At 70.5% G+C, this 23,615-nt stretch carries 24 protein-coding genes; 14 read left to right on the forward strand and 10 right to left on the reverse strand.

Annotated features, from left to right (window positions below; all coding sequences use genetic code 11):
• The 3 genes from VFF46_RS28795 to VFF46_RS28805 form a co-directional block, all read left to right on the forward strand.
• Positions 1-249: SDR family oxidoreductase (locus tag VFF46_RS28795; RefSeq protein WP_325040360.1), on the forward strand; the 249-nt coding region annotated here is incomplete at its 5' end.
• Positions 249-1,934 carry a Mur ligase family protein gene (locus VFF46_RS28800; protein WP_325040361.1) on the forward strand — a complete coding sequence of 562 codons (1,686 nt, stop codon included), beginning with the start codon at positions 249-251 and terminating at the stop codon, positions 1,932-1,934. The genes VFF46_RS28795 and VFF46_RS28800, both read left to right, overlap by 1 nt.
• Before the next feature lie 39 nt (positions 1,935-1,973).
• Complete coding sequence (locus VFF46_RS28805; protein WP_325040362.1) at positions 1,974-2,825, forward strand: hypothetical protein; 852 nt, start codon at positions 1,974-1,976, stop codon at positions 2,823-2,825.
• Here the strand turns inward: VFF46_RS28805 and cphA are convergent, their stop codons facing one another.
• The 7 genes from cphA to VFF46_RS28840 all read right to left on the reverse strand — a co-directional run bounded on the left by cphA (position 2,826) and on the right by VFF46_RS28840 (position 12,050).
• Positions 2,826-5,615 carry a cyanophycin synthetase gene (gene cphA, locus VFF46_RS28810; RefSeq protein WP_325040363.1) on the reverse strand — a complete coding sequence of 930 codons (2,790 nt, stop codon included), beginning with the start codon at positions 5,613-5,615 and terminating at the stop codon, positions 2,826-2,828.
• Positions 5,616-5,621: 6 nt separating this feature from the next.
• Positions 5,622-6,665, reverse strand: coding sequence for a cyanophycinase (locus VFF46_RS28815; RefSeq protein WP_325040364.1), 1,044 nt, complete (start codon positions 6,663-6,665; stop codon positions 5,622-5,624).
• A 44-nt stretch (positions 6,666-6,709) separates the two neighbouring features.
• Complete coding sequence (locus VFF46_RS28820) at positions 6,710-7,687, reverse strand: zinc-binding dehydrogenase (protein WP_325040365.1); 978 nt, start codon at positions 7,685-7,687, stop codon at positions 6,710-6,712.
• Between the two features lie 18 nt (positions 7,688-7,705).
• The gene (locus VFF46_RS28825; protein WP_325040366.1) at positions 7,706-9,085 is read right to left on the reverse strand and encodes a glycoside hydrolase family 16 protein; all 1,380 of its coding nucleotides are present in this window, start codon (positions 9,083-9,085) and stop codon (positions 7,706-7,708) included.
• 66 nt (positions 9,086-9,151) lie between these two features.
• The gene (locus VFF46_RS28830) at positions 9,152-10,033 is read right to left on the reverse strand and encodes a GNAT family N-acetyltransferase (RefSeq protein ID WP_325040367.1); all 882 of its coding nucleotides are present in this window, start codon (positions 10,031-10,033) and stop codon (positions 9,152-9,154) included.
• A 17-nt stretch (positions 10,034-10,050) separates the two neighbouring features.
• Complete coding sequence (gene serB / locus VFF46_RS28835; RefSeq protein WP_325040368.1) at positions 10,051-11,262, reverse strand: phosphoserine phosphatase SerB; 1,212 nt, start codon at positions 11,260-11,262, stop codon at positions 10,051-10,053.
• A 53-nt stretch (positions 11,263-11,315) separates the two neighbouring features.
• Positions 11,316-12,050 carry a hypothetical protein gene (locus VFF46_RS28840; protein ID WP_325040369.1) on the reverse strand — a complete coding sequence of 245 codons (735 nt, stop codon included), beginning with the start codon at positions 12,048-12,050 and terminating at the stop codon, positions 11,316-11,318.
• Positions 12,051-12,111: 61 nt separating this feature from the next.
• Here VFF46_RS28840 and VFF46_RS28845 point away from each other — a divergent pair, with 61 nt between their 5' ends.
• From VFF46_RS28845 to VFF46_RS28860, 4 genes are all read left to right on the forward strand, one after another.
• Positions 12,112-12,894, forward strand: coding sequence for an ABC transporter ATP-binding protein (locus VFF46_RS28845; protein ID WP_325040370.1), 783 nt, complete (start codon positions 12,112-12,114; stop codon positions 12,892-12,894).
• Between the two features lie 70 nt (positions 12,895-12,964).
• Entirely contained in the window at positions 12,965-13,471 is a 507-nt protein-coding gene (locus tag VFF46_RS28850) for an NfeD family protein (protein WP_325040371.1), read from the forward strand.
• A gap of 80 nt (positions 13,472-13,551) precedes the next feature.
• Positions 13,552-14,727 (forward strand): SPFH domain-containing protein, encoded by a 1,176-nt coding sequence (locus VFF46_RS28855; protein ID WP_325040372.1) that lies wholly within the window; start codon positions 13,552-13,554, stop codon positions 14,725-14,727.
• 117 nt (positions 14,728-14,844) lie between these two features.
• On the forward strand, positions 14,845-15,591 hold the full coding sequence (locus VFF46_RS28860) for a sulfite exporter TauE/SafE family protein (RefSeq protein WP_325040373.1): 747 nt from the start codon (positions 14,845-14,847) through the stop codon (positions 15,589-15,591).
• 36 nt (positions 15,592-15,627) lie between these two features.
• On the opposite strand, the gene VFF46_RS28865 is transcribed toward VFF46_RS28860, so the two are convergent.
• Entirely contained in the window at positions 15,628-16,272 is a 645-nt protein-coding gene (locus VFF46_RS28865; protein WP_325040374.1) for a TetR/AcrR family transcriptional regulator, read from the reverse strand.
• Between the two features lie 62 nt (positions 16,273-16,334).
• Here VFF46_RS28865 and VFF46_RS28870 point away from each other — a divergent pair, with 62 nt between their 5' ends.
• Both VFF46_RS28870 and VFF46_RS28875 read left to right on the forward strand, forming a co-directional pair.
• The gene (locus tag VFF46_RS28870) at positions 16,335-17,288 is read left to right on the forward strand and encodes a quinone oxidoreductase family protein (protein ID WP_325040375.1); all 954 of its coding nucleotides are present in this window, start codon (positions 16,335-16,337) and stop codon (positions 17,286-17,288) included.
• Positions 17,289-17,302: 14 nt separating this feature from the next.
• Positions 17,303-17,737 carry an organic hydroperoxide resistance protein gene (locus tag VFF46_RS28875; RefSeq protein WP_325040376.1) on the forward strand — a complete coding sequence of 145 codons (435 nt, stop codon included), beginning with the start codon at positions 17,303-17,305 and terminating at the stop codon, positions 17,735-17,737.
• A gap of 24 nt (positions 17,738-17,761) precedes the next feature.
• On the opposite strand, the gene VFF46_RS28880 is transcribed toward VFF46_RS28875, so the two are convergent.
• Both VFF46_RS28880 and VFF46_RS28885 read right to left on the reverse strand, forming a co-directional pair.
• Positions 17,762-18,292, reverse strand: a complete 531-nt coding sequence (locus VFF46_RS28880; protein ID WP_325040377.1) for a YbaK/EbsC family protein — start codon at positions 18,290-18,292, stop codon at positions 17,762-17,764.
• Positions 18,289-18,588, reverse strand: a complete 300-nt coding sequence (locus tag VFF46_RS28885; RefSeq protein ID WP_325040378.1) for a GNAT family N-acetyltransferase — start codon at positions 18,586-18,588, stop codon at positions 18,289-18,291. The genes VFF46_RS28880 and VFF46_RS28885 overlap by 4 nt, the downstream gene beginning before the upstream one ends.
• 90 nt (positions 18,589-18,678) lie before the next feature.
• Here VFF46_RS28885 and VFF46_RS28890 point away from each other — a divergent pair, with 90 nt between their 5' ends.
• From VFF46_RS28890 to VFF46_RS28910, 5 genes are all read left to right on the forward strand, one after another.
• The gene (locus VFF46_RS28890; protein ID WP_325040379.1) at positions 18,679-20,208 is read left to right on the forward strand and encodes an MFS transporter; all 1,530 of its coding nucleotides are present in this window, start codon (positions 18,679-18,681) and stop codon (positions 20,206-20,208) included.
• A gap of 9 nt (positions 20,209-20,217) precedes the next feature.
• Positions 20,218-21,669, forward strand: coding sequence for a cobyric acid synthase (locus VFF46_RS28895; RefSeq protein ID WP_325040380.1), 1,452 nt, complete (start codon positions 20,218-20,220; stop codon positions 21,667-21,669).
• On the forward strand, positions 21,666-22,229 hold the full coding sequence (locus VFF46_RS28900; protein ID WP_325040381.1) for a DinB family protein: 564 nt from the start codon (positions 21,666-21,668) through the stop codon (positions 22,227-22,229). The genes VFF46_RS28895 and VFF46_RS28900 overlap by 4 nt, the downstream gene beginning before the upstream one ends.
• Positions 22,222-23,124, forward strand: coding sequence for an RNA polymerase sigma factor SigJ (gene sigJ, locus VFF46_RS28905; protein WP_325040382.1), 903 nt, complete (start codon positions 22,222-22,224; stop codon positions 23,122-23,124). The genes VFF46_RS28900 and sigJ overlap by 8 nt, the downstream gene beginning before the upstream one ends.
• 20 nt (positions 23,125-23,144) lie before the next feature.
• A partial coding sequence (locus tag VFF46_RS28910) for an SDR family oxidoreductase (protein ID WP_325040383.1) occupies positions 23,145-23,615 on the forward strand: 471 nt, incomplete at its 3' end.

The following is a 23,615-nucleotide window of genomic DNA, read 5'->3' on the forward strand; positions in this document are numbered from 1 at the left end:
GACCTCGGCGCGCAGGGCATCCGCTGCAACCTGGTGTCGGCCGGTCCGCTGAAGACGCTGGCCGCGAAGGCGATCCCGGGCTTCGAGAAGTTCGAGGAGCCGTGGCTGGACCGCGCCCCGCTGGGCTGGGACCCGTCCGACCTGGAGCCGACCGGGCGCACCATCGTCGGCCTGCTGTCCGACTTCTTCCCCTCAACCACCGGCGAGATCATCCACGTCGACGGCGGATACCACGCGATGGGAGCGTAGTGGCAACCTCCATGGTCGAGCTCCGCGTCCTGGACGGAGCCAACCTCTACTTCAGCCGGGCCGCGGTCAAGCTGACGCTGGACGTGACCGCGCTGGTCGACGCCCCCGCACCGGCCGCGAAGGCCTACGCGCAGGCCATCGGCCTCGGTACGACCCGCCCTGGCCGGATCGGGTCCGGGTTCCGGCAGCGGTTCGCGATCCGGGTCGTCGGTCACGTCGTACGGCGGATCGCGCGCGAGGCCGGCATCGGCCGGATCGGTGTCCGGGTGCGGCCGGAGTCCGACGTACGGCGGCTGGTGGTGGCGTTCCCGTGGGCGCACGAGGGCCGGGCGCGGGCGCTCGGTGCGGCGATCGTCGAAGTACTGGATGCCTTCGGGGCGGACGATCTGAGCCGGCTGATCCATGCGGTCGGCGAACGGGTCCGCGACGAGCCGCCCGGCAACCCGCCGCCGACGCTGCGGCCGAAGGTGCCGGTGGTCGCGGTGACCGGGACGAACGGCAAGACCACCACCTCCCGGATGATCGCGCACATCGGCCGGGCCGGTGGGCTGCACGTCGGCTGGTGCAGCACCGACGGCGTGTACTTCGACGGCGAACTGATCAAGTACGGCGACTTCTCCGGCCCGAGCGGTGCCGCGCAGGTGCTGTCCCGGCCGGGGATCCAGCTCGCCGTGGTCGAGACCGCGCGCGGCGGGATCCTGCGGCGTGGCGTCGGCGTCGCGTACAACGACGTGTCGGTGGTCACCAACGTCACCGCGGACCACCTCGGGCTGGGCGGCATCGACACCATCGACCAGCTCGCCGAGGTGAAGGCCGTGATCACGCAGATCACCCGGCCGCGCGGCTGGTGCGTGGTGAACGGCGACGACCCGCGGACGTTCGCGATGCGGCTCGGGTCGCCGGCCAAGTGCTGGGTGTTCTCCCGGGACCCGGACTCGCCGTCGATCCGGACCGTGCTCGACGAGGGCGGCCGGGCGACCACCGTGCTGGACGGTTTCGTCACGGTCCTGGACAGCACCCGCGACCCGGAGCCGCTGCTCAAGGTGGTCGACGTACCGATGACACTGTCCGGGCTGTCGCACTACAACGTGGAGAACACGCTGGCCGCGGCGTCGGCGGCGCTCGGGCTCGGGCTGCCGCGGGCGGCGGTGATCGAGGGGCTGAGCACGTTCGCTCCGAACGAGAACAACCCCGGCCGGATGAACATGTACTCGCTGCGCGACTTCACCGTGGTGATCGACCTGGCGCACAACGAGGCCGGGCTGGAGGCGCTGATCGAGATCATGAACGGCGTCAAGCCCGACGGCGGCCGGCTGCTGCTGGCGCTCGGGTCGCCGGGAGACCGGGCCGACGACATGGTCGCGGCACTCGGTGCGATGGGCGCCCGGGCGGCCGACCGGGTGGCGATCGGTCACAAGAGCGACTACCTGCGCGGCCGGCCGCCGGCCGAGCTCGAAGCGGTGTTCCGCGGAGGGGCCGCGTCGGTCGGCGTCGAGGACGTACCGGCGTTCCCGACCGAGCTGGAGGCGGCGCAGGCCCTGGTCGCGGAGGCGCGGGCGGGCGATGTGGTGGCGGTCATGTCTCTGCAGGATCGGGCGAGTCTTGACGCCTGGTTGCGGTCCGAGGGAGCTACTGTCGACACACCGGAGATCTTGAAGAGCAAGGTCGAGAGAGCCCAGCACTAGCCCCAACCGCCCGAGGTCGGGGTGGAACGGGGTTTGCAGATGCGCTACCTGTGGTCGATTCCGGCCGCGGTGGTCGCCTGGTTCGTGGGCGGCTTCTCCGCGACGTACTTGAAGGGACTCCCGGACGGTACGACGTACTTCGTGCCGCCGCGGGTCGACCTGCTCGTGCTCGGCGGCATCACCGGCGGGGTACTCGCCGGGTTGCTGATCGGGCGGATCCGGATCGCCGTACCGGTGGTGCTGGTCGTTGCCGCGGGCATGTGGTGGGCGACCGGGACCTCGTTCGGCGAGGTCGCGCTGCTGGTCACGTTGCTGGCGGCAACCGCCGTCGGCGGGTTCTTCGGCGCGCTCGGGACCAGGAGTTCGGTCGTCGCGGCGTTCGCGCTGGCCTTGCCGGTCGCGTGGTACGCGATGCGTCCGGCCGAGCAGCTGACCGACTGGCGCTGGCTCTGGCAGCTGAACGGTGCGCTCGTCGGTGCGGGGCTCGCGCTGCTGCTCTACATCGCCTGCTGGAAGCGGGGCTGGCGGTCGGTCGGCGCGTGGATCCCGCTGACCGGGTTCTACCTCGTGTGCTTCGCCGTCGTGGAGTCGGTGCGGCTGATCAGCACCTCGTCCGGGAAGCCGATGGACGCGGTCGGCAACGCCTCCACCCAGGCATTCTTCGAGGCGTTCGCGCCGCTGCTGCGCGAGTACTGGCCGTGGATGGTGGTCGGCGTCCTGCTGGCGATCCCGATGGTGACGCTGAAGCTGCGCGCGCTGCCGCCGGCGCCGCCGCCCCCGGACCCGTACTCGGACCGGTCGAACGACGCCGTACTCTCCGACGACCTGGACTGGATCGACCGCGACGAGCCGCGCCGCCGGCTGCTGCCGAAGCGGCAGCCGGCGTCCTGATCAGCTGACCGGCTCCTCGACAGGCTCCTCGTCCGGCTGGACGAAGTCCGGGTCGCCGCCCTCGTCGCCGGACCGCGCGCCGGCCTGGGCGAGGTGCGACACCGACTCCAGCTCGGCCAGCACCGACTGGTGCTGATCGACGCACAGCACCACGAGGTCGCCCGGGTTCGACAGGTCGAGCGCGTACCGGACGGCGTCCAGCTCGTCCAGTACGACGTCCACGCGCCGGCAGCGGGCGCCGTTGTCCATCGCCGCCCGGACCCCGGCCGTGACCAGCTCCGCCGACTCGCCGCGCTTCCGGCCGCGCAACCGCGCATCCTCGCGGACCACGACAACGTCGAAGTGCTGCGCCGCGACGTCGCCCAGCTCGCGGATGTCGTCGTCACGCCGGTCGCCCGCGGTCGCGACCACGCCGATCCGCGACGGCCGCCCGACCTCCGACGACGCGCTCAGGCTCTCGCCGAGCCGGTCCACGAAGTCGCCGAGCATCCGCATCGCCGGCGCGTTGTGGCAGTAGTCGATGATCACGCTGCGCCCGTCGACGTCGATCTCGTTCAGCCGGCCGGGCGACAGGTAGTACGACGTACTGAAGGTCCGCAGGCCCTGCCGGATGTCGTGCAGCGGCGCACCTGCCGCGAACGCCGCAGCGGCCGCCGCCATCGCGTTCTGCACGTTCATCATCGCCCGCCCGCCGAACGTTGCCGGGAGCAAGTGTGTCCACGCGAGCTGCATCGACCGCCGGCCGTGCTTCACCACGATCATGTCGCCGAGGTCCGAGCGCTCCAGGACGACGGCCCGCCCGCCACGGCGGCAGTGCCCCTCGATGTAGTCGCGGACCTCGCTGCCCGGCTCGGACATGCTGAACCAGACGACCTGGCCCGAGCACTTGCGGCGCATCTTGCGGACCAGCGGGTCGTCGGCGTTCAGTACGGCGTACCCGGTCCGCGGCACCGCCTCGACCAGCACCGACTTCACATCGGCGAGCTGCTCCAGCGTGTCGATGCCGCGCAGGCCGAGGTGGTCCGGCTGCACGTTCAGCACCACGGCCACGTCGTTCCGCTCGTACCCGAGCCCCTCGCGCAGGATCCCGCCGCGCGCCACCTCGAAGACCGCGAAGTCGACCCGCGGGTTCTGCAGCACCATCCGCGCCGACTTCGGGCCGGACGCGTCCTGCCGGATCACCAGCCGCTCGTCGATCACGATGCCGTCCGTCGACGTCATCCCGACCTTGCGGCCGAGCCCCTTGAACACGTGGCTGATCATCCGCGCGGTGGTGGTCTTGCCGTTCGTGCCGGTGACCGCGACGATCGGGATCCGGCTGGTCGCCCCAGGCGGGAACAGCATGTCCACCACGGGTTTCGCGATGTACTGCGGCTCGCCGATCGTCGGGTTGGTGTGCATCCGGAACCCGGGGGCCGCGTTCACCTCGCAGATCGCGCCGCCGGTCTCGCGGACCGGCTGGGTGATGTCCGGGCAGATGAAGTCGATGCCGGCGATGTCCAGCCCGATCATCCGGGCCGCCTCCTCGGCGATCTCGACGTTCTCCGGGTGCGCCTCCCAGGTGCGGTCGATGGAGATCCCGCCGGTGGACATGTTGCCGGTGAGCGTCAGCTTCACCATCACGTCCTCCGGCGGTACGTCGTCCAGCTCGAACCCCTGGTCGCGGACCAGTTGCCGGGCGGCCGCGTTGACCGTGATCCGGGTCAGGATCTTCTCGTGCCCGACACCGCGCCGCGGGTCGGCGTTGGTGATGTCAACGAGTTCGGCGACCGTGTGGACGCCGTCGCCGACCACGTGCGCGGGCACGCGTTCGGCGATCGCCTCCATCCGGCCGTTGATGATCAGGCACCGGTAGTCCTTGCCGGTGACGAAGTTCTCCACGATCACCCAGCCGCGCCGGGACTGCTCGACCGCGATCGGGAACGCCTCGCGGAGCGCGTCGGCGTCCGGCAGGTTCAGGCAGACGCCGCGCCCGTGGTTGCCGTCCAGCGGCTTGCACACGACGGGGTACCCGATCTTCTGCGCGACCGCGACCGCGTCGTCGACCGTACGGACGGATTCCGACCGCGGGACCGGCAGGCCGGCCGAGGCGAGCAGCCGGGTGGTGAGGTCCTTGTCGCTCGCGACGTCGACCGCGATGGACCCGGTCTCGGACGTCATCGTGGCCCGGATCCGCTTCGCATGCACGCCCTGCCCGAGCTGCACCAGGCTGGCCTTGTTCAGCCGGATCCACGGGATGTCCCGGGACACGGCCTCGTCCACGATCGCCTGCGTCGACGGGCCGAACGCGGTCCGCTCCGCCTGCTTGATGAACTTCTCGAGCTCCTGGGTGAAGTCGAACGTCAGGTCCGGCTCGACCAGGTTGTTCACGAACCGTACGGCGAGTTCGCCCGCGGCCAGCCCGACCGCCTCGTCGGCGTACGCGTAGGTGATGTTGTAGACGCCCGGCGAACCCTTCACCTGCCGGGTCTTGCCGCGGCGCATGTCGTGGCCGGCCTCCTGCTGCAGCTGGAGCGCGACGTGCTCGGCGATGTGCCCGAGCCAGGTGCCTTCGTACAGCCGCTCGATGAACCCGCCGCGGCGGCCGCGCGAGCAGTGGTGCTGGTCGAGGCGGGGGAGGTCGGCGAGCAGCCGCTCGGTGAAGCCGGGGATCGTGTTCGAGGGGAACTTCTCCAGCGAGCCGAGGTCGACGACCAGGTGGATCGCGGGGTCGTAGCTCCAGATGTTCGGGCCGCGGTAGACGCGGGTCTCGATGATCTTCAGGTCAGGGGACGGTGTTGCATCGCTCATGGGGCGTCACTGTTCTGGTTGCAAGCGGTCGGGGAGATCGGCTTCGGCGCCGGCCTTGATCGGCTCGGTCGCCTCCGGTCTGGACTCCCCGGCGGCGGCAGCCTTGGTACGGCGTCCCGCCCGCCGCTTGCGTTCGGCGTAGTACCGCGGGGAGACGCCTTCCGCGGCGATCTCCTTCGCGAGCTTGCGCAGGTCGGCCTCGGCCGCGGCCATCTCCGCGATCTCGGCGGCCGGCGGCTGCGGGCCGTACGACAGCAGCACCCGGTTCTGCAGGTCGAACGTCGCGGTCGCGGGCAGCACATGCAGGACGACACCGGACGCGAGGATCGGCTCCGAGCGCTTCGCGTTGTGCGCGTTCGAGGTGATCCGGGTGCCGTCGAAGATCGTCACCGCGCCGCGGCCGACGACCTCCAGGTGGCTGCCGCGGACGACCGCCGCGGTGTCCTCGTCGACGCCGATCCCGAGCAGGCCGGGGGACTGCGCGACCAGCGACAGCAACCGGCCGTACCGGTTCCGCTGGGCGAAGTGCTGGTCGACGATCGCCCCCTGCACCAGGCCGAGCCCACCGGACAGCTGACTCATCCGCTGCCGCGGGGTGGCACCGGAACGCCCGAACGCGATCATGTGCTCGGCCAGGATGCTCGCGCCCGCCGACGTACCACCGACCGCCGCACCGCGCGCGTGGGCGGCCGTCACGGCGCGGCCGAACGCCGTACCGGTGACCACGCCCGCGAGCTTCAGCTGGTTGCCGCCGGTCATGAAGATCCCGGTGGCGTCGTTCAACGGCGCGATGAACGCCGGGTCGTCGGCGTCCTCCCGGTTCTCCGGCCGTACGCCGACGACGCTCTCGGCCCCGAGCGCCGCGAACAGCGCCCGGTACACGTCGATCACGTCAGGCCCGAGCGCGGACGCCGTCGGCACCACGACGATCCGCGCCTTGGCCCCACCCGCCGCCTCGACGAACTCCTGCAGCACCGTCCGCTTCTTCACCTTGTCCTCGGCACCACCGATGGCGAACAGGGCCCCCGGCCCACCCTGCAGTTCAGACATAAGCGGAATGGTAGGTGCTCACGGCCGCTCGCCCCGCATCCCGGTCACGGCGCGTACCTCAGAACCCTGAGCACTGCCCGTCCTTTGATCCGCCGCTCGCGCACGGCGTCGAGTACGTCGGCGGCCTCCTGCCACGGCCGTTCCACCTCGACCCCGAGGTCCAGCTTGACCTCCGCCACCAGCCGGACCAACCGCACCAGGTCGGCGTGCAGCGTGTCGCGGGCGGTCACCTCGTCGAGGTCGTCGAGCAACACGATCCGCGCACCCGCGGAACGATCCCGCCGCCACGTCCGGAAGCTGACCCGCCCGTCCCGGACAGGTGTCGCGACGGTGACGAGCAATCCGCCCGGCTCGAGCGATTCGATCGCCTCGCCGAGGACCTCGCCACCGACGGTGTCGATGATGAGGTCCGGCCGGCTGCCCAGATGGTCGCTCACGATCTCCGCACCGGGAACTGCAGCGAGCGGATGCCGCTTCCGCTCGCCGGGTCGGACGAACGCCCGTACGTGCGCACCCCCGAGGTCAGCGAGCTGACAGGCGAGGCGGCCGACGGCTCCACGGGCACCCGTGACGAGTACCTCCTTGCCCACCAGGAAGCCGCCGAGCTCGAGAGCACGGAGCGCGGCCAGGCCCGGGGTGGGCAGGGTCGAGCCGAAGACGTCGCCCACGTTGTCGGGCAGCCCGGCGAGCCGGGTGTACGGGACGGCGACGAGCTCGGCCCAGGCGCCGCGCGGCACGGTGCCGACGACCCGAGCGCCGAGGACGGCAGACATCGTGGCAGTCGGGTTGATGGCGGCCGGATACCGCACCAGCATGCCGGCGAAGTCGCGGCCGGGGACCGCGGCTTCGGGGACGTTCTCTCTTCCGAAGCCGGCGGTCGGCCAGGCGCCTGCCAGGTCCAGCAGGTCGCGGTGCGTGACGGCGAAGGTGTTCACCCGGACCATCGCCTCGTGCGACAGCGGGACGGGGTCGGGGACCTCCCGCAGTACGACCGACGATCCGCTCCGGGTGAGCGCCAGCATGCTTCGACGGTACGTCGGTCAGTGGCCGAACGTGAACCAGTTCAGGTTGACGAAGTCGGCGGGTTGGCCGCTGGTGAAGGTGAGGTAGACGTCGTGTACGCCGGTCACGGAGGAGATGTTGGCGGGGACGGTTCGCCAGGACTGCCAGCCGCCGGTGTTGGCGATGGCGAAGCTGCCGATCGGTGGGTTGGACCTGCTGTCCAGGCGCACTTCGACGAGGCCGCTCACGCCGGCGGCGGCGCCGGAGGCCACGCGGGCGACGAACTGGGTTGCGGGGGTGCTGCCGAAGTCGATGCCGCGATACAGCGCCCAGTCGCCGTTGCCTACCTGCATCAGGTTCTGGCCGCCGCCGGTGTCGGTGGTGGTTTCGAGGCCCGTTCCCGACTGCTGGCTGTACGACTCCGCCTGCAGCGTGCTGTACGCCGACGAGCTCGGCGGCGGGGGAGGCGTCGTACCGCCGCCCTTCGTCGAGACCGCGACGTAGTCGACGACCATCGGCTTGTCCGGGACCGTGGACGCGCGCGGTGTCGGGCCGTTCAGCGCGTCCGGGAAGGCGCCGCCGATTGCCAGGTTGAGCAGCACGAAGTACCCCGCGTGGGACGTCATGTTCGACCAGGTGTCGGCCGGGAACTGGCTCTGGCTGAGCGAGTGGAACTGCTGCCCGTCGACGTACCACCTGAGCTGGTTCGGTGACACCGACGTGTCCCACTCGAAGCGGTACGTGTGGAACGCGGACTGGCAGGTCGACCCGGGACACGCGCGGTTCGCGCCGAGGCCGGTGGTCTCGTTGCACGGGCCGCCGGGGTTCACCCCGCAGTGCAGGACGCCCCAGACCGAGTTGATCCCGTTGACGTTCTCCATGATGTCGAACTCGCCGATCCCCGGCCAGTTCCAGTAGTTCCCGCGGTACGGCGAGCCGAGCGCCCAGAACGCGGGCCAGTACCCCAGCGCGGCGTCACCGGTGACGTTCGGCATCTGGATCCGGCTCTCGATCGCGAGCACCCCGCCGGCCGGCGGTGTGAAGTTGGCGCGCTGGGACTCGATCCGGGCGGACGTCCAGTTGCCGGCCGCGTCCCGGCGCGGCGTGATCTTCAGGTTTCCGGTGCCGTCGAGCGACAGGTTGTCCGGGCTGCTGGTGTAGTTCTGGATCTCGCCGGTACCCCAGTTCCCGGGGCCGCCCGGGTAGCCGTGGCCGGTGTCGATGATCCAGTTCGCGCTCGACGGCAGGCTGCCGCTCGGGCCGTCGAAGTCGTCGCTCCACACCGTCGACCAGCCGGCGGGCGGCGGAGGCACGGTGGCCTCCGCGGCGCCGCCAGGGGTCGCGACGGTGGTGGCGACGGCGACCAGCAGGGTGGCCAGGGGAGCGGTCAGGGCGATTGCGAGGGGGCGGATCCGCATGTCGACCTCCAGGGGCGGTGGATGAGGCCAATGTGAGCGCTCTCATGCCGCAGTGTCAACAGCTCGTCACAGCTTGGTTCGGTACACCGTCGTACTGCGCCGGACCGACATGCCGAGCCGCTGGTACATCGCCAGTGCGCCGGTGCCGGAGTGCGTCCAGAGGGTCAGCGTCTGCCGGCCGCGGCGTCCGGCCTCCTGGGCCGCGACGGTCAGCAGCGCGCGGGCGATGCCGCGGCCGCGGAAGTCCTTCCGGACGGCGACCTGCTCGACGTACCCGTCGGGGGAGTCCGGGAGCTCCAGGCCGATCACGACCCCGACGATCTCCGAGCCGGCCACCGCGACCGGCGACAGCGCGGGGTCGAAGGTCGGCCGCTCGATACTCGTCCCGGCCCACTCCTCGTACTCGTGCCGCCGCGGCTGCCACTCGTCGAACGCGTCCTGCACCACCTGATGCGCGTCGCGCTCGTCACCCGGCGCGAACGGCCGTACCGTCACGCCGTCCGGTACCACCGGCGGCTCGCCGTCGACCGGCCGTTCGAGCAACCAGTTGGTCGCGAGTACGTCGTACCCGCGCGAGCGGAGGATCGCCGTACCGCCCTCGTCCGCGTCGTCGACCGTCTGCGCGAGCCAGTCGCTCTCGTGCTCGCGGGCCCGCGCCTCCGCCCAGTCGAGCAGCTCGGTGCCCAGGCCACGGCCGACGTACGACGGATGCACGTCGAGCTGCGAGCGCCGGCCGCCGTGCACCCACGCCCAGGCGACGACCTCTCCGTCCGGCGTCTCGACGACGCGGGTGTCGAGGTCGAGCGTGATCAGCGGGCGCCGCAGGTCGGCCGCGACACGATCCGGCGCCGACTCCACCTGCCCGTGCCAGGCCTGCTCGTTGGCAGCGATGATCGCGTTGATCGCCGGCGCGTCCTCAAGGGTCGCCGGGCGAGTCTGGAATTCCATTCCCCCGATCCTGCCAGTTAGGCAGGGTTGTCGGCGTCCGCGTTCTCGACTTCCTCGCGGGTGATGCCGAGGAGGTACAGGATCGTGTCCAGGTACGGGACGCTGAGGTGGGTGTCGGCGGCGGCGCGGACCACCGGCTTGGCGTTGAACGCGACGCCGAGGCCGGCAGCTGCGAGCATGTCGAGATCGTTGGCGCCGTCACCGATCGCGACGGTCTGGCTGAGCGGGGTGCCGGAACGGGCCGCGAACTCGCGGAGCGCGGTCGCCTTGCCCGGCCGGTCGACGATCTCGCCGACCACCCGGCCGGTCAGCTTGCCGTCGGCGATCTCCAGCTCGTTCGCCTTCGCGTAGTCGATGCCGAGCTCGGCGGCCAGCTGTCCGGTGATCTGGCTGAACCCGCCGCTGACGATCGCGAACTGGTACCCGAGCCGCTTGAGCGTCCGGACCAGCGTGCGCGCACCCGGTGCCAGCTCGATCGCGGCGTACACCTCGTCGAGCGCCGAGACCGGGAGGCCTTCGAGCGCCGCCACCCGGTGCCGCAGCGACTCGGCGAAGTCCAGCTCGCCGCGCATCGCCTTCTCGGTGACCGCGGCGACCTCCTCCAGCCGGCCGGCGTGGGCGGCGAGCATCTCGATGACCTCGCCCTGGATCAGCGTCGAGTCGACGTCCATCACGATCAGCCGCTTCGCCCGCCGGTACAGCCCGCCGTCCTGGACGGCGATGTCGAGCCCCTGCCGGACGCCCTCCTGGGCGAGCACGGTGCGCAGGGCTTCGGGTTCGACGCCGGAGACGGCGATCTCCATCGCGGTCACCGGGTAGCGCGCCATCCGGCTGATCCGGTCGATGTTCGCGCCGGTGTCGGCGATCCGGCCGGCCACCGCGGCGAGCCCGGCGGCCGACAGCGGGTGCCCGATGATCGTCACCTGGCTGCGGCCCTTGCGCCGCGGCTCGTTGTCGCCGACGCCTTTCTTGACCGAGATCTCGACGTCGAGGACGTTCGCGAGCGCCTTCAGCTCTTCCTTCAGGTCCTTGTGGTCGCGCGGCGCGGACAGCAGTACGCCGAGCACCAGGCGGCCACGCAGTACGACCTGCTCGGCGTCGATCACCTCGAGCCCGCGGGTCGCCAGGGTGGACAGCACCGCGGACGTCAGCCCCGGCCGGTCGGTCCCCGTCAACGTCACCAGCAACGTCGGCCGCTCGGCCGTCTCCACCTCACCAGGTCCAGTCATCTCGCCGCAAACGCTACCTAAATGAGATAACGGTCCGCCTGCCGGTCCAGATCTCAAGCACGAACAGGTGGGGCGCAGGCGGCGACTAGGGCGCGGCGGGCGGCGGCTGCCAGTTCCAGGAGGGCGCGGCGGCGGGCGTCGGCTTCAGCGCCGGTGACTGCGGCTCCGTCGTCTTCGAGGGCGGCGTCGGCGATGGCCAGGCAGCGGCGGGCGGTCGCGGCGGTCTTCACGGCGCGCGGTTCGTAGCCGGGGGCCAGGGTGTCGGAGTCGCCGCGGCCGATCTTGCGGATGTCGATCAGCGCGTCGGCCACTTCCGGCTTCCACTTCGCGACCTCGAGCGCCGCCAGCGACTCCGCCGCGTCGATCAGCGCCATCCGCAGACCACGGTCCGCCTCGCCGAAGTCGGCCGGCACCGGCGAAGCGGCCGGCAGTACGGACCACTGCACGGACGGCCCGACGTACGCCGGAACCAGCCCGATCTCCGGTCCCGTCAGTACGACGGCCTCGCCTGTCTCCAGCGCCGCCTCGTTGAACGCGGGCGGACCGGCCAGCCCGATCGGGTCACCCGGAACCGGCAGCGCGAGATGCGCCTGCGTCGTACCCGCGGCCCGCAACAGGTTCAGCGCCACCGGCAACGTGGCCGGGTCCGGGTGCCCGGCGAGGCCCGCGACGTGATGACCGACGTCGTCGCCGAGGATCCGGTGCGCGGCGGTGTCGGGATCGCAGGCACCGGTCAGCATCGCGTTCGTCCAGACCGTGAACCGTACCGAGGCGGAGGTCGTCAGCACGCCCGTAAGTCTCGCACCACCCAACTGCCGGCCGCCAACGCCGACCCCTTAGGTTTTGTGCATGACTGCAGTGGTGGAGCTGGCCGGGGTGTCGGTCGTTCGTGGGGACGCGCGTCTGCTCGACGGGATCGACTGGACGATCGACGAGGCCGACCGGTGGGTGGTGATCGGGCCGAACGGCGCAGGCAAGACCACGCTGCTGCAGATTCTGGCCGCCCAGGTGCACCCTTCGTCGGGTGTCGCCGGGCTGCTCGGCGAGGTGCTCGGCGCGGTCGACGTGTTCGAGCTGCGCCCGCGGATCGGGCTGACCAGCGCCGCGCTCGCGGACCGGCTGCCGAAGAGCGAGCGGGTGTCCGACGTCGTCGTCTCCGCGTCGTACGCCGTGCTCGGCCGCTGGATCGAGGAGTACGACGAGCTCGACCACGAGCGGGCCGCCGCGTTGCTGGCCGAGCTCGGGATCGCGCACCTGGCGGACCGGACGTTCGGCACCCTGTCCGAGGGGGAGCGCAAGCGGGTGCAGATCGCCCGCGCGCTGATGACCGACCCCGAGCTGATGCTGATGGACGAGCCCGCGGCCGGCCTCGACCTTACGGGTCGCGAACAGCTGGTCCGGTCGCTGAGCTCGATCGCGACCGCCGTCGGTGCGCCCGCGATGGTGCTGGTCACCCACCACGTCGAGGAGATCCCGCCGGGCTTCACGCACGCCCTGCTGCTCAAGCAGGGCCGGATCGTGGCCGCCGGCCCGATGGACCAGGCACTGACCGCGGAGAACCTCAGCGACACCTTCGACCTGGCCCTCACCCTCAAGCAGGAGGACGGCCGCTACACCGCCCGCGCCCTCTGACCCGGATCCCACGTCCGCGGTGACGCGTCATACAGCTACGCGATGCCCCCGACGCGGATAGGCTTGGTAAATGATGGATTGGCTGCGGGACAACATGTGGGCGGCGTGGTTGACGATCGCCGCCGTCCTGGGCCTGGCCGAGCTGGCCTCGCTCGACTTCACGCTGCTGATGCTGGCCGCCGGTGCGCTCACCGCGGCCGGGGTGGCGGCGTTCTTCCCGGGGCTGCTGTGGCTGCAGATCGTCATCGCACTGGTCACCGCCGGCGCGATGCTCGGCGCGATCCGGCCGATGATCGTCCGCAAGATCCATCACGGGCAGGAGTTGAAGACCGGTTCCGCCCACGTGATCGGCCGGACCGGCACGGTGGTGAAGGAGATCCACCCCGACGGCGGCGGCTCGATCCGGCTCGGCGGTGAGCTGTGGACGGCCCGCCCGTACGACGAACTGTCGACGATCGCGCCCGGCACCCGCGTCGAGGTGATGTCGATCGACGGCGCCACCGCGGTCGTCTACCCGGTCAACGACCCGCTCCCGCAGGTGGACAGCCCCAAACCCCAGGACCCGCCGCAGTCCTGAGCGTTGAGTGGTCCCCTACTCGCAGTAGTGTCGGAGTACGGCGGCAGATTGTCCGTCGGATCGTTCGAGTGGAGGGTCGAGTGACCGCGTTCCTCATAGTCCTGGCACTGGTCGCCCTGGTGGTGATCGTGACCTTGGTGAAATCCGTCCGGGTGGTGCAGCAGCAGACCGTCGGGATCGTCGAGCGGTTCGGTAAGTTCAAGACCGGCCTGCAGCCGGGCCTGAACCTGCTGACCCCGTTCGTCGACAAGGTCCGCTACACCATCGACATGCGCGAGCAGGTGGTCGCGTTCCCGCCGCAGGGTGTCATCACCGAGGACAACCTGATGGTGTCGATCGACTCCGTCATCTACTTCCAGGTCAACGACCCGGTCCGGGCGACGTACGAGATCTCCAACTACATCCAGGCCATCGAGCAGCTGACCATGACCACGCTGCGGAACATCATCGGCGGCATGGACCTGGAGCAGACACTGACCTCCCGTGAGGAGATCAACGAGAAGCTCCGGTACGTGCTGGACGAGGCGACCGGCAAGTGGGGCATCCGGGTGAACCGGGTCGAGCTGCGCTCGATCGACCCGCCGCCGTCGATCCAGGACTCGATGGAGAAGCAGATGCGCGCGGACCGGGACAAGCGCGCCGCGATCCTCACCGCGGAAGGTATGCGGCAGTCGGCCGTGCTGTCCGCCGAGGGCCAGAAGCAGTCCGCGATCCTCACCGCCGAAGGTGACAAGCAGTCCCGGATCCTGCGCGCCGAGGCTGAGCGGCAGGCCCGGATCCTGAAGGCGCAGGGTGAGGCGCAGGCCATCACCACGGTCTTCAACGCGATCCACGCCGGCAAGCCGGACCAGGGTCTGCTCGCGTACCAGTACCTGCAGATGCTGCCGTCGATCGCCCAGGGCGACGCGAACAAGCTGTGGATCGTGCCGAGCGAGATCGGCGACGCGCTCAAGGGTCTGGGTTCCGCGGTCGGCCAGGTGGCCGGGATCGCGCAGCAGGCGGAGGGCAACTGGGAGGCACCGCAGCTCGACAACGGGCAGGTCCAGGAGCTCGACAGCGCCGCGGCACCGGCCGCGGTCGCCGAGGCCGACAACGCGGTCCGCGAGGCAATCGCGGCCGCGGAGTCCGCGGCCGTGAGCAGCCGCAGCCAGGCCGCGCCGAGCATGCCGGCCGTCCCGCCGCCGACCCCGACGGCGGCACCGGAGCAGCAGCCGCCGGCCGCGCAGCCGCCGGCGCAGGAACCACCACAGCGCTGACAGCCACTCACGAGAACCCTCCTGGACCCTGAACGAACTGGTCCGGGAGGGTTCTTGCCTGTTCAACCGCCGGACAGATCTGCGGGTGCGCGGACAGCTGCGTAAAGTCTCTTGGCGATGACATGGTACGAGGCGGTGTTCGTCCTGGTGGCGGGGATGGGCGCGGGAACCATCAACGCCGTGGTGGGGTCGGGCACGCTGCTCACGTTCCCCGCCCTGCTGGCCGTCGGCATCCCGCCGGTGCTCGCGAACGTCAGCAACACGGTCGGCCTGGCGCCCGGCGCGGCCGCCGGCGCGATCGGGTATCGCCGGGAGCTCGAAGGCCAGCGCGGCCGGATGCTGCGTCTGGTACCGGCCTCCGTGATCGGCGGCATCCTCGGGGGAGTGCTGCTGCTGACCACGCCGGACTCCGCCTTCCACGCCGTCGTACCGGTGCTGATCCTGCTCGGCTGCCTGCTGGTCGCTTTCCAGCCGTGGCTCTCGAAGTGGATCAGCGCGCCGACGCACCTGCACCGCGGCGCGTGGTGGGTGATCCCGGCCGTTTTCGCGACCGGTGTCTACGGCGGGTACTTCGGCGCCGCGCAAGGCGTGCTGCTGATGGCGATCCTCGGCCTCGGCCTGGACTCGAACCTGCAGCGGATGAACGGGTTGAAGAACGTCCTGGCGACGGCCGTGAACACCGTCGCCGCGATCCTGTTCGTGGTGGTGCACGACATCGACTGGCTGGTCGCGGTCCTGATCGCGGTCGGTTCCACGATCGGGGGCTTCCTCGGCGCCCGCTACGGCCGCCGGCTACCGCCGATCGCGCTGCGGGCGCTCATCGTGTGCATAGGTGTGGTGGCGATCGTCACGATGCTGCTCTGAAGAAAGAGAAAAGAGAAAAGAGGGGGAGAGGGCGGGTCACGATGCTGCTCTCAGGCCTGCCAGTAGTAGGTCGAGGCCGTAGTTGAACTGCTCGTCGCCGCCTGTCGTCCGGGCGAGTTCGGGCGCCAGTTCGACGACCGACGGGAACTCTTGCGCGGACAGCGACTCCATCGACGCGCGCAACCGCCGCCAGGCTTCCGGGTCACGGCGTTCGGCCGCCATCTGGATCTCCCACGAGGTCGAGCCGAGCACGTACGTGAACAGCGTCGTGTGCGTCCGCGCCGCCGTCTCCGGGTCGAACCCGGCGGACCGCAGTACGCCGAGCAGGCCCTCGGCGACCCGCGCGGTCTCGTGCCCGCTCAACGGGCGCCCCGCCAGTAGTGGCACAAGGCAAGGATGCTGGAGCATCAGCAGCCGCAGCGACCGGCAGACCGCCCGGACCTGGTCCGGCCACGGCTCGTCGGCGGGTACGGCGGGGAGCAGCCCCATCAGGTGGTCCCGGACCCCGTCGTACAGGTCGTCCTTGTTCCGGAAGTACGTGTAGAGCGCCATCGGGCCGACGCCCAGCTCGGCGGCGACCCCGCGCAGGCTGAACGCGTCCGCGCCCTTGGCCTCCATCAGCTCGAGCGCGGTCCGCACGATCAGATCCGCGCTCAGCGTGTTCCGCGGCGTCCGCGCCATGTGACCCAGCTCCCTTGTCGACCACTACAACTCTCCCTAACGTACAGTGTATAGTACGGTGTATGCGAGCCATTCAGATCACCGAGTTCGGCGGACCCGAGGTCCTGAAGATCAGCGACGTCCCGGAGCCGGTCGCCGGCGACGGGCAGGTGCTGATCACGGTCGACCGCGCGGGCATCAACTACGCGGACACCCACCAGGTCGAGAACAGTTACCTCTCCAAGACCGAGCTTCCGCTGATCCCCGGCGGCGAGGTTGTCGGTCACACGCCGGACGGCCGTCGGGTGGTCGCGCTGGTCGGTTCCGGCGGGTACGCCGAGCAGGCCGTGGCGCACGCGCCGTACGCGTGGGACGTGCCGGAGGGTGTGACCGACGGTCAGGCGCTCGCGCTCGTCCTGCAAGGGACGACCGCGTGGCATCTGCTGAAGACGTCTACCCACCTGCAGCCGGGCGAGTCCGTCCTCGTGCACGCCGGTGCGGGCGGTGTCGGCTCGCTCGCCGTTCAGCTCGCGAAGCTCTGGGGCGCCGGGCGGGTGATCGCGACCGCGTCGAGCGAGGAGAAGCGCAAGCAGGTCCTCGAGCTCGGTGCGGACGCAGCGATCGACGGTACGCCGGACGGCCTGAAGGACCGGATCCTGGAGGCGAACGGCGGGAAGCCGGTGGACATCGTGCTGGAGATGGTCGGCGGCCCGACGTTCGACGAGTCGTTCGACGCGCTGGCCCGGTTCGGCCGGCTGGTCACCTTCGGTGCCGCGTCCCGGCAGCAGGCAACGCCGATCGACCCGAGCCGGTTGATGAAGGGCTCGAAGACGATCGCCGGTTTCTGGCTGGCCGACTGCTTCGCGAACCCGCAGCTGCTCGCCGGTCCGCTGGCCGAACTGTTCGGCCTGACCGCGAGCGGCGACCTGCGCCCGATCGTCGGCGGCGAGTACGCGCTGTCCGACGTGGCGACCGCCCATGAGGACATGCGTGCCCGGCGTACTGTGGGCAAGCTCCTGCTCGACCCGACTCGCTGAGGAGACAACCAGTTATGACTATCGCTGTTGAGAAGGTTCTGTACACCGCCAAGGCCACCGCGCACGGCGGCCGGGACGGCAAGGTCGCGTCCGACGACGGCAAGCTCGACGTCACCGTCGCCCCACCGGCCGAGATGGGTGGCACCGGCAACGGCACCAACCCGGAGCAGTTGTTCGCGGCCGGGTACGCGGCCTGCTTCCAGAGCGCGCTGATGGTCGTCGCGCGGCGCGAGCGTCAGGATGTCACGGGCTCGACCGTCACGGCCGAGGTCGGCATCGGACCGATCAACGGCGGCGCCGGGTACGGCCTCGAGGTCGCGCTGGTCGTCAGCCTGCCCGGCGTCCAGGACCGCGCGGTCGCCGAGGACCTGGTAGAGAAGGCCCACCAGGTCTGCCCGTACTCCAATGCCACCCGCGGCAACCTCAAGGTCGACCTCAAGGTCGCCTGACCCCCACCGGGACCGCGGCGGCGCTCAGTGCTGGGCGAGATCCAGAACGGTTGCTGCCGGCAACTTCGCCAGCGCCGCCGCGTCGATCAGGATCTTCGAGCCGCGGATCCCGCTGCCGATCACCACCGGACCGGCCGCGACGACCGCCTCGTCGACCAGCACCGGCCAGTCGGCGGGGAGCCCGATCGGGGTGATCCCGCCGTACTCCATGCCGGTGCGGCCGACCGCGTCGTCCTGGGCCGCGAACGAGATCTTCCGGACGCCGAGGTGCTTGCGGACCACGCCGTTCACGTCGGCGCGGTCGGTGGCCAGCACGACTACGGCGGCGTGTGTCTCCTCGCCGGCGCGCTTGCCGAGCACGATCACGCAGTTCGCCGAGGCGGCCATCGGTACGTCGTACTCCGCGCAGAACGCCGCGGTGTCGGCCAGCTCCGCGTCGATCGGCGCCGCGTACGCCGGGAGGTCGCCGAGCGCCGCCCGGACCGGCTCCGCGAGCAGCTCCGGCACGTCCGCGGCCGGCTTCCACTCGAGCTTGCCCATCACCGGCGCCGTCACTGTGCGGTCTCCTTCAGCAGGTCGGCGTACTCCGGATGCTCCTCGAGGAAGCTCTGGTAGAACGGACAGGCCGGCTTCACCCGGAGCCCGAGGGCGCGAGCGTCGTCGAGGGACCTGGCGGCGATCGCGCCGGCCACGCCGCGGCCGCGGAACTCCGGCAGGGTCTCGGCGTGCAAAAAGGTGACCACGCCCGGGCGCAGGTGGTAGTCGACGAAGCCCATCAAGGTCCCGTCCGCGTCGTGCGCCTCGTAGCGGCTGCGCTCCTTGGCGTCCACCACACTGATCTCGTTCTCCATGCCGGCAACTCTAGCCATCCTCACCGACCGTTTAGACATCGTCACCGTTGGGGTACCTGCTGATGGGCTTTGCAGGCGGGAGGAGCACAGATGAGCAACGAGCACGCGTTGGAGCACGGCAAGGCGATACCGAGTCTGGTGCCGGCCCGGATGGACCGGCTGCCGTGGACCAGGTTCCATTGGATGATCGTCGTCGGCCTGGGGGTCTCGTGGATCCTCGACGGGCTGGAGATCCAGCTCGTCTCGCTGGTCGGCAACGTCCTGAAAGAGCCGCAGACGCTGCACCTGACCACCTCCGAGGTCGGGCTGATGGCGTCGGTCTACCTCGGTGGTGAGGTCGTCGGCGCGCTGCTCTTCGGCCGGCTGACCGACCGGCTCGGGCGGCGCAGCCTGTTCATCGTCACGCTGCTCGTCTACCTGATCGCGTCCGGCGCCGCGGGCCTGTCCTGGAACCTCTGGTCGCTGCTGGTGTTCCGGTTCGTCGCCGGGATGGGCATCGGCGGCGAGTATGCCGCGATCAACTCCGCGATCGACGAGCTGATCCCGTCGCGGTACCGCGGCCGTGTCGACATCGGCGTCAACGGCACGTACTGGGGCGGCGCGCTGATCGGCTCCGTGGTCGCGCTGGTCCTGCTGGACAAGAGCATCGTGCCGATCGAGTGGGGCTGGCGGCTGTGCTTCCTGATTGGCCCGGTGATGGGGCTGTTCATCATCTACCTGCGCCGGCACATCCCGGAGAGCCCGCGCTGGCTGATGACGCACGGCCGGGTCGAGGAGGCCGAGCGGACCGTCGACGACATCGAGGCGACCGTACGGCGGCAGGGCGGCGAGCTGCGGGAGGTCCGCGACGACGAGGCGATCGAGCTGGTCGACTACCCGCCGGTGACGTACCGCGAGATCGCCCGGGTGATGCTCAGCAAGTACCCGAGCCGCTCGTTCCTGGGCTTCTCGATGATGGTCACCCAGGCGTTCCTGTACAACGCGATCTTCTTCACCTACGCGCTGGTGCTGAAGGCGTACTTCGGCCTGTCCGACTCCAGCGTCGCGCTGTACTTCTTCCCGTTCGCGATCGGCAACCTGGCCGGGCCGTTGCTGCTCGGGCACCTGTTCGACACGATCGGCCGCCGGAAGATGATCCTCGGGACGTACTCGCTGTCCGCGGTGATCCTGTTCATCACCGCGCTGCTGTTCAACTCCGGCGTACTGAACGCCGCGACGCTGACCGGGTTGTGGTGCGTGGTGTTCTTCTTCGCCTCGGCCGGTGCGTCGTCGGCGTACCTGACGGTCAGCGAGATCTTCCCGATCGAGCTCCGCGGGCAGGCGATCTCGTTCTTCTTCGCGATCTCGCAGCTGACCGGCGGCGTGATCGCGCCGTTCCTGTTCGCGTCGCTGATCGGCTCCGGTGACCACCCGGCCCGCGGGCCGCTGACGATCGGTTACATCGTCGGCGCGGCCGTGATGCTGATCGGCGGGCTGATCGCCTGGTTCTTCGGGGTCGACGCGGAGGGCAAGTCGCTGGAGAACATCGCCACCCCGCTGTCCGCGACCGGCGGCACCCGCTTCCAGGGCCCGACGCCACGGATCCCGAGCACCGAGAGGCGCCGCGACCCGGAGCCCTAGGATGTGCGGGTGGGTTCGCTGCTGATCGCCGGTACGACGTCCGACGCCGGGAAGACGACCGTCGTCACCGGGTTGTGCCGGTGGCTGGCGCGGCAGGGTGTGCGGGTGGCGCCGTACAAGGCGCAGAACATGTCGAACAACTCGATGGTCTGCGCGGACGGCACCGAGATCGGCCGCGCGCAGTGGATCCAGGCCGTTGCCGCCGGCGCCGAACCCGAGGCCGCGATGAATCCGGTGCTGCTCAAACCGGGCAGCGACCGGCGCAGCCACGTCGTCCTGATGGGGGAGCCGTGGGGCGAGCTGTCCGCCCGCGGCTTCCTGACCGAACGCGCGGACCTGGCGAAGGCGGCGTTCGCGGCGTACGACGACCTGGCCTCGAGGTACGACGTGGTGATCAGCGAGGGCGCGGGCAGCCCGACCGAGATCAACCTGCGGCAGTCCGACTACGTGAACCTGGGGCTCGCGCAGCACACCCGGGCCCCGGTGGTCGTGGTCGGGGACATCGACCGCGGGGGAGTGTTCGCGTCGATGTTCGGGACGGTCGCGCTGCTGGACGCGGCGGATCAGGCGCTGATCGGCGGGTTCCTGGTGAACAAGTTCCGCGGCGACGTGTCGCTGCTGCAGCCCGGGATCGACATGCTCGCCCGTGTCACGGGACGGCCGACGTACGGCGTGCTGCCGTGGCTGCCGGAGTTGTGGCTGGACTCGGAGGACGCGCTGGACATTCCGGTACGGCGTACGTCGTCCGGTGAGCTGCTGACGATCGCGGTGGTGCGATTCCCGCGGATCAGCAACTTCACGGACCTGGACGCACTCGCCGCCGAGCCGACCACCAGCGTCTTCTTCACCACCAGCCCGACGGAGGTCCGCGACGCCGACCTGGTAGTCCTCCCCGGCTCCCGCGCAACGGTTGCCGACCTCGCCTGGCTCCGGTCGCAAGGCCTGGCCGACGCTCTGCAAGCCCGGGTGGCCAACAGCCTTCCAGTGCTGGGAATCTGCGGCGGCTACCAGGCACTCGGATCGATCGTCCGCGATCCGTACGGCGTGGAGACAGGCGGTGACCACCCAGGCCTGGGGTTGTTGCCGGTCGCAACCACCTTCGCGCGGGAGAAGGTGCTCCGGCGCCCCACGCGAACGGCGTACGAGATCCACCACGGCATCGTCGAGGTGACCGGCGACGCGACGGAGTTCCCGGGTGGGTGCCGGGCCGGGAACGTGTGGGGGACGATCTGGCACGGACTGCTGGACGACGACGCGGCGCGACACGCGTTCCTCACCGAGATCGCCGAGCTGACGGGCAAGCCGGCGCCCGACGGTTCCGTCTCCTTCGCAGGACTGCGCGAGGAGCGGCTGGACCGGCTGGCCGACATGATCGACGAGTACGCCGACACCGCCGGGCTCCTGCACCTCATCGAGCACGGCGCGCCACCAGTTCCCTTCGTACCGCCAGGAGCCCCGTGAAGACCGTGCTGCAGGACTACCTCCGGGCGACCCGTGCGCTGATGCTCGCGAAGCTCGACGGGCTGAGCGAGTACGACCGCCGCCGCCCACTGGTTCCGTCCGGTACGAACCTGCTCGGGCTCGTGAAACACCTGACCGGGATCGAGTACGTCTACCTCGGCACCAGCGTCGGCCGTCCGCCGCGCGAGCAGCTGCCGTGGGAGGCAGACGGCTCGGTCTGGGGAGGCGCGGACATGTGGGCGAAGCCCGACGAGTCCACGGAGTACCTGACCGGGCTGTACCGCGAGGCCTGCGCGCACAGCGACCGCTCGATCGCCGACCTCGACCTGGATCACCCGGCCGAAGTACCGCACTGGGCCGAAGGGCAGCGCGGTACGACGTTCGGCGCACTGCTGGTGCGGGTGGTCGACGAGACCGCCCACCACGCCGGGCACGCGGACATCCTCCGCGAGCTGATCGACGGGCAGGGCGGGCAGGACGCTGGCCTGCTCGACGAGGCGGGCTGGTCCGAGTTCTACACGACCATCCAAAGGGCGGCGGAGACGTTCCGGCGTGGATGACTTCGAGCGGGTGCGGGGGCGGCTGTTCGGGATCGCGTACCGGATGACGGGGACAGCGACCGACGCCGAGGAGATCCTGCAGGACGCCTGGCTGCGCTGGCAGGACACCGACCGTACGACGGTCCGCGACCCGGACTCGTATCTCGCCAAGATCGTCACGAACCTCTCGATCAAGCAGCTCACCTCGGCGCGGGCGCGCCGCGAGACGTACGTCGGCGAGTGGCTGCCGGAGCCCGTCCTGACCGGGCAGTTCGACGCGCTCGGCCCGTTGGAGGTCGTCGCGGAGCGGGAGTCGGTGTCGTTCGCGTTGCTCCTGATGCTCGAACGCCTGACGCCCGCCGAGCGTGCGGCGTACGTACTCCACGAGGCCTTCGCCTACGGCTACCGCGACGTAGCGGACCTGATCGGTACGTCGGAAGCCAACGCGCGGCAGTTGGCATCGCGGGCCGGTAAGAAGCTGGCAGCCGAACCACGGCGCGAGCAGCCGGTGGACCGCGCGGGCTGGCAGAAGCTGGTGGAGCGATTCATCGCGGCGGCCCGGCTGGGGGAGATCGAGGAGCTCGAGCAGTTGCTGGCCGCGGACGTCGTGTCGCGTGCAGACAGCGGCGGCCAGGTGACGGCAGCGCGCAACGTGGTGACCGGCCGGAACAAGGTCGCCCGGTACCTGTCCGGGGCGATCCAGCGGTTCGGCGGCGGCATCGAGGCGTACCTGACCGAGGCGAACGGCGGCCCCGCACTGGTGGCGGCCGGGCCGGACGGCGTGGTGGCGATCGCGTTCATCGCGGTCGGCGCGGACGGGGTGACGCACGTGGAGTTCGTGATGAACCCGGACAAGTTGGCCTTCGCGAGCGGACAGCTGTCACAGATCGGAGGGCTGTCGGATCTCAGCTGGTGACTGAAAGGACACCACCTCAGATGAGCCTCATCCTTGTCACCGGCGGCACCGGCACGCTCGGCAAACCGACGGTCGCCCGGCTCCGGGCGCGTGATCACCAGGTCCGCGTGCTCAGCCGGAAGCCCGGCCCCGACCGCGTCGTCGGCGATCTGTCCACCGGGGAAGGTCTGCCGGCCGCCTTCGACGGCGCGGACGTCGTGGTACACCTGGCCACCAGCCAAGGCCGCCGGGACGTCGAGCAGACCCGTCGGCTCCTCGCCGCGTCGTCCGGCGTACAGCACCTGATCGTGATGTCGATCGCGGGGATCGACCGCATCCCGTTGCCGTACTACCGCTACAAGCTCGAGGCCGAGCGCCTGGTGGCCGAGTCCGGCGTGCCGTACACGGTGCTGCGCGCGACCCAGTTCCACGACCTCGTCGATCAGATCCTCAGCGCCGAGCGGTTCCTCCCCGCGGTCCTCGCGCCGGCGATCCCGCTGCAGCCGATCGCG

It is taken from the genome of Kribbella sp. (assembly GCF_035655035.1).
Taxonomy (GTDB): Bacteria; Actinomycetota; Actinomycetes; order Propionibacteriales; family Kribbellaceae; genus Kribbella.